The 4,928-nt window shown below is 56.9% G+C and carries 4 protein-coding genes; all 4 read right to left on the bottom strand.

Going from position 1 to position 4,928, the window contains the following annotated elements:
- A partial coding sequence (locus lacNas_RS12920) for a cation:proton antiporter (protein WP_201346930.1) occupies positions 1-1,500 on the bottom strand: 1,500 nt, incomplete at its 3' end.
- Positions 1,501-1,629: 129 nt separating this feature from the next.
- Positions 1,630-3,255 carry an SLAP domain-containing protein gene (locus tag lacNas_RS12915; protein ID WP_201331823.1) on the bottom strand — a complete coding sequence of 542 codons (1,626 nt, stop codon included), beginning with the start codon at positions 3,253-3,255 and terminating at the stop codon, positions 1,630-1,632.
- Between the two features lie 21 nt (positions 3,256-3,276).
- Positions 3,277-4,473, bottom strand: a complete 1,197-nt coding sequence (locus tag lacNas_RS12910) for an SLAP domain-containing protein (RefSeq protein ID WP_201331822.1) — start codon at positions 4,471-4,473, stop codon at positions 3,277-3,279.
- Positions 4,474-4,710: 237 nt separating this feature from the next.
- Positions 4,711-4,928: DUF2922 domain-containing protein (locus lacNas_RS12905; RefSeq protein ID WP_201346929.1), on the bottom strand; the 218-nt coding region annotated here is incomplete at its 5' end.

Below are 4,928 nucleotides of genomic sequence, written 5' to 3'. Positions count from 1 at the left end.
CTCGGCGTTGACCTGGCTCTGGCTGACGATGACCCGCTTGACCCCGGCTTCCTTGGCTGCCCGGCCGACGGCCACGTTCGTCGCGTCGTCGCGGTAGGTGGCAACGAAGATGTCGGCGTCAAAGGCCTCCGCTGCTTCCAAAGTGGCCAGCTCCTTGTCCGGCAGCAGCTTCAGCTGCTTGATCTTGCTCTTGTAGGTATCGTACTGCTCTTTCTGGCAGGTCAGCACCTGGACTGAATACCAGGAGTCGTGCAGGTCCTGGTAGACCGTCATGGTGATGGCGCTGAGGCCAAAAAGCGTGACTCTTTCCTTGATCTTGTCTGCCGGCGTCAGCTGGAAGGTCGCGTTGAAGACGATCGGGCAGGCGATGCAGACGATCACCGCGGCCAGAATGAAGGCACTGGACTGGGTCGCCGTGATGGCCTTCAGCTTCCGGGCCACCTGCAGGGTCGGCAGCACGATCGTGATCGTCGTTGCCGTCAGAAAGCCCCCGGCAAAAGCGTTGCGCTTGTTGAAGACCCGCATGTAGTTCAGCGTGACCGGCAATTTGGCCAGGAAGAAGCAGACCACCAGGACTGGCAGCAGGGCCAGGGCCTGCGGGTTGGCAAAGAGCAGCTTCAAATTGAGGTTGACCCCGGTCCGGATGAAGAAGATCGGGATAAAGAAGCCGTAGCCGATCGAGGTCAGCTTGTCCTTGGTCGCCTGGGTCGGCTCCAGCAGCTTCATGACCATCCCCGCCAAAAAGGCGCCCAGGATGTTTTCGGCCCCGACCTGTTCAGCCACCGTCACCAGGGCAAAAATCAGGAAAAAGGCCAGGCGGATGTCCAGCTGGGTCGTCGCCTTGGTCACCTTGGCAAACCAGAGGTAAGGGCGCTTGAAGCGGCGCAGCAGCACGATCGCGGCCGCGAACAAGAAGACGATCAGCCAGAGCTTGCCGGCATCGCCGCCGTTAAGGGACGAATAAATGGTCAAAAGCAGCAGGGGAATGACTTCCCCCATGACCGCCGTCAGCAGGATCGTCTGCCCAATCGGCCGGTTCAGGATCTCCTTTTCCTTCAAAGTGGCGATGACCACGCCCAGGGCCACGGTCATGAAGATGATCGAAGCCAGGGCCACGTCGGAGAACAGGCCCAAGGCCCGCATCCCCACCGCCAGCAAAACCGAGGCCGCGGCCACCCCGCCAAAGGACCAGGCAGCCACGACCAGCGGCTTGACCGTCTTGCCGCACTCGGATTTCCGGGCCCGGGTGTGCTTCTTGGGGCTCAGCAAGTCAAAGTCGATTTCCATCCCCGACAAAAACATCAAAACGATGACCCCCAGATTGGACAAAAAGGTCAGCTGGGACGTCTGCGTGATCAGGTTCAGGCAGCTCTTGCCCATCAGGATTCCGACGATGATTTCCGCCACGGCGGTCGGCACGGTGGTCACCCGCAGGCGGGCCATGACGATCGGAATCACCAGGGCCAAGAAGACCGTTAAAAACAGTGATAGTCCTTCCATGCAAAAATTTCTCCTCGTTAGTTGCGTTTTCCGAAATTGCTTTCGAAAGATTTTTTAAAAATTATACTATACTTTTGCCCAGCAAGGAAAAACGGATCCGGGCCAAACCCGGATCCGCTCTTTTTTCAGTTAAAAGTTGCCTGCCTTGATGTACAGGGCGGTCTGGCCGGAGAAGCCGACTATGTAATAGTACTTGCCGCTGATCTTGACCCGGCTGCCGTAAGTGGCAACCGTGCTGCCCTTCAGGCGCTTGGCCTCGTTCCAGTTCCGCGCGCCCGTTGCCGTATAGATGTAGGCGTTGTGCTTCAATACCCGGCTGGTGCCGTCAATGGCGTCAGCCTTGATGTACTTGCCGTCAGCGTACTTGTAGTACTTGGTCTGGCCGATCGTCACGGCTGACCCGTAGACCTTGACGTAGCTGCCGGCAGTCAGCTTGGCATCAGCCTGCTTTTGGCCGGAAGCGTTGTAGATGTAGGCGTTCCGCATCAAGCGCACGGTCTTGGCCGTCTCCGTCTTGGCCTTGAAGTTGCTTGCCTTGACGTACTTGGCCACATTGCTGCTGGTAAAGCCGGTCATGTAGTAGGCCTTTCCCTTGATCTTTACCTGGCTGCCGTAGGTCGTGACCGCGGTCCCCTTGAGGAGCTTGGCCGTCGAAGTTTCCCGGCTGCCTGAAATGGTGTAGGTCCAGGCATTGCCCGTCAAAGTCCGGCTGGTGCCGTCGATGTTGCCGGCCTTGACGTACTTGCCGTCAGCGTACTTGTAGTACTTGGCCTTGCCGATCGTCACGGCTGACCCGTAGACTTTGAGATAGCTCCCTGCCTTCAGCGGGCTGACCGCCAGTTTCTTGCCGGAGGCATCGTAGCTGTAGGAATTCCGCATCAGGCGGACCGTCTTGGTCGTGACCGACTGGGTTGCCGGCTGGCTGCTCGAGCTGCTTGACTTGGAGCTTGAACTTGAGCTGCTTGAACTTGAACTTGAGCTGCTTGAACTTGAACTTGAGCTTGAACTTGAGCTGCTTGAGTTTGAACTCGTGTTTGAGCTGGTCCCCTGCTTGTTGTAGAAGTAGACGATCAGGCTGTAAAAGCTGCTCATTGAGTAGCCCCACTTGGCAAAGTAGCTGTCCGGGTCCCCGTGGTCGGTCCCGCCCAGGTACTTGGAAACCTCGTTGTGGGACCAGATCGTGCCCGTGCCGCTGGAGCTGGCCCGTGACGGCGTCAGGTTATAGCTGTGCAGGAGCGTGGCGATGTAGTAGGCATCGTTGGCCACGCTCTTGATGAACTGAGCCCGGGTCGAAACTTCACAGAGCTCAATCTGGATGTAGCGCTTGTTGGCTACCGGGCCGGCCCCCCAGACCCCGTAGTCAGTCGACATCAGCTGAATGGTCTGCGTGTTGTCAACGACGGCGTGCACGTAGGTGTAAGAAGTCATCCAGTTGTTGTTGAAGTAGCGGCCTTCATCCCAGGCGGAAGCACCCGGAGTAGCCGTTTCGTGCACGACCACCCCTTCCGGCTTGCCCACGCCATTGCGGTAGCCAAACCGGCTGCCGTATTTCTTGCCGTTGGCCACGCTGTTGAATTGGTTGTAAGTCAAACCTGCCGCCTTGAGCAGGGTTTCCAGCGACTTGGTCCCGCTGTAAGCCTTCGTTTTGGCCTCACTGTTGATTGAAGCCTGGGCTGACTGCCCCTGGCCAAAGACAAAAGTCAGGCCGAAAGCCGTCGTTGCTGCTGCTGCGGCAAAAAGTCTTCTAAATTTCATTCAGTTCCTTCCCTGTCTGCTTTAAAAGTTGCCCGCCTTGACGTACTGGTTAAGGCCAACGATGTAGTACTTCTTGTTCTTGAGCTTCACGCTGCCGCCGTAGACGGTATGCTTGCTGCCCTTGAGCCACTTGGTCTTGCCCACACGCTTGCCCTTGCTGTCGTAGATGTAGGCATTGTGCTTCAAAGTGCGGCTGACGCCGTCAAAGTTGCTTGCCTTGACGAACTGGTCAGCGCTGGATGAGTTGACCCGGTAGTACTTGGCCCCGTTGATGGTGACCGTCCCGTAGGTCGTCACGGTCTGCCCGGCTGCCAGGCTCTTGGCCGTGCTCTTGGCCCCGGTGCTGGTGTAGATCGCCGCGCCGTGCATCAAGGTCTTGGCCTGCCCGGAAACAGCCGTGCTGGCGCTTGGCGCCTGGGAGCTGCTGGTGGTCAGATCTTCACCGTTGATCCAGCCCAGCCCCTTGAGGTACATCCGCTTTTTGCCATTGTAGTAAGTGAAGGTCTTGGTGACCGTCACGGTCTGCCCGGCAGTAACGGATGACTTCTTTGGCGAAACCGCGTGGTCGGTCGGGTAGAGGTAGGTTGACCCTGACTTGGCTACCTTGGCAGTATAGCTGCTGCTGGAGTAAACCGGGTCATACTTGGTCAGGCTGTAAGTCGTGATGTAGTTGATCAGCTTGGTCGCGTAATTCGTGTCCGTGGCGTAGCCGGCAGCCTTGATGGCCTTGGCGGCAGCTGAAGCGCTGGAGGCGTTCTCCAGCCAGGTGCCGCTGTAGCGCAGGCCGCTGGACCCCAGGGTAGTCCGCATCTTCAGGCCGTAGTCGTCAAAAGAAGCCTGGTAGCTGCTGTATTTTCTGAAGGCAGCCGTGATGTAGTAGGTGGCCCCGCTGGAAGTCTGTTCAGCAGTCCGCACTGAATAAGTTGCTCCGGTCCAGCCCGTGCCGGCCTTCATGCCAAAGAAGTTGTAGGCCTGCGTGGACAGCGTTGACTGCCCCCAGCCGGATTCCAAGGCGGCCTGAGCCAGCATCAAGGAAGCGTAGACGCCATACTTCTTGGACGTCTTCTGGGCCTGCAGCCCTACCTTGTTCAAAAAGGCATCGCTTGTCGCTGAAGCCTGAACCGTTTGTTTAGAGAGAAACATGTTGTTGGTCACTGGAACGGCGATGGAAGTCAGCATCGCTGCGGTAGCAAGTCCAGTCATTAATCTTCTCTTCATCGATTTCCTCCTAATATTTCCAATGATAACCTCTATTGTATGTGCTCAGCGCTCTGGTTACAATCGAACGCGTATTCTGTAAAGTAAAAGTAATAATTTTCTTAAGCAAATACGCTTTTATAGGAAAAAATTAGTTTTTTTCAAGCAGTCTGGTTAAAAAAGAAAAGAGGCGGCCAAGCCGCCTCCCGGGTGTCATTTTTGCCGCTGCTGGCGGCCGGTCACAAGGGCCAGATCTGCCTAATGATTACTATCGTCAAACACACCCGTAACAGTACGTTCAATATAGTTTGCAGCCAGCGGTTCATCATACAGGACCTCCCCGTCCTTGACAAAAACGTCCTCGCCGGCAATGACGCCGGCGGCCTCGCGGACCGCTTCAGCGCTCAGGCCCTTGACCGCGTAAGGCAGGTTGAGGGTCTTCTTTTTGCCAGCACTGGATTTGAAGGTAAGTTGCA

Source organism: Lactobacillus nasalidis (assembly GCF_016587775.1).
GTDB classification, from domain to species: domain Bacteria; phylum Bacillota; class Bacilli; order Lactobacillales; family Lactobacillaceae; genus Lactobacillus; species Lactobacillus nasalidis.
The sequence above is the reverse complement of the archived record's forward strand: the minus strand, read 5'-3'. Positions and strand labels throughout refer to the sequence as shown.

What these genes read in the sequence shown, in the direction of transcription:
- lacNas_RS12910 (WP_201331822.1), bottom strand. Translation starts at nt 4,473, where the DNA reads ATGAAGAGAAGATTAATGACTGGACTTGCTACCGCAGCGATGCTGACT.
- lacNas_RS12915 (WP_201331823.1), bottom strand. Translation starts at nt 3,255, where the DNA reads ATGAAATTTAGAAGACTTTTTGCCGCAGCAGCAGCAACGACGGCTTTC.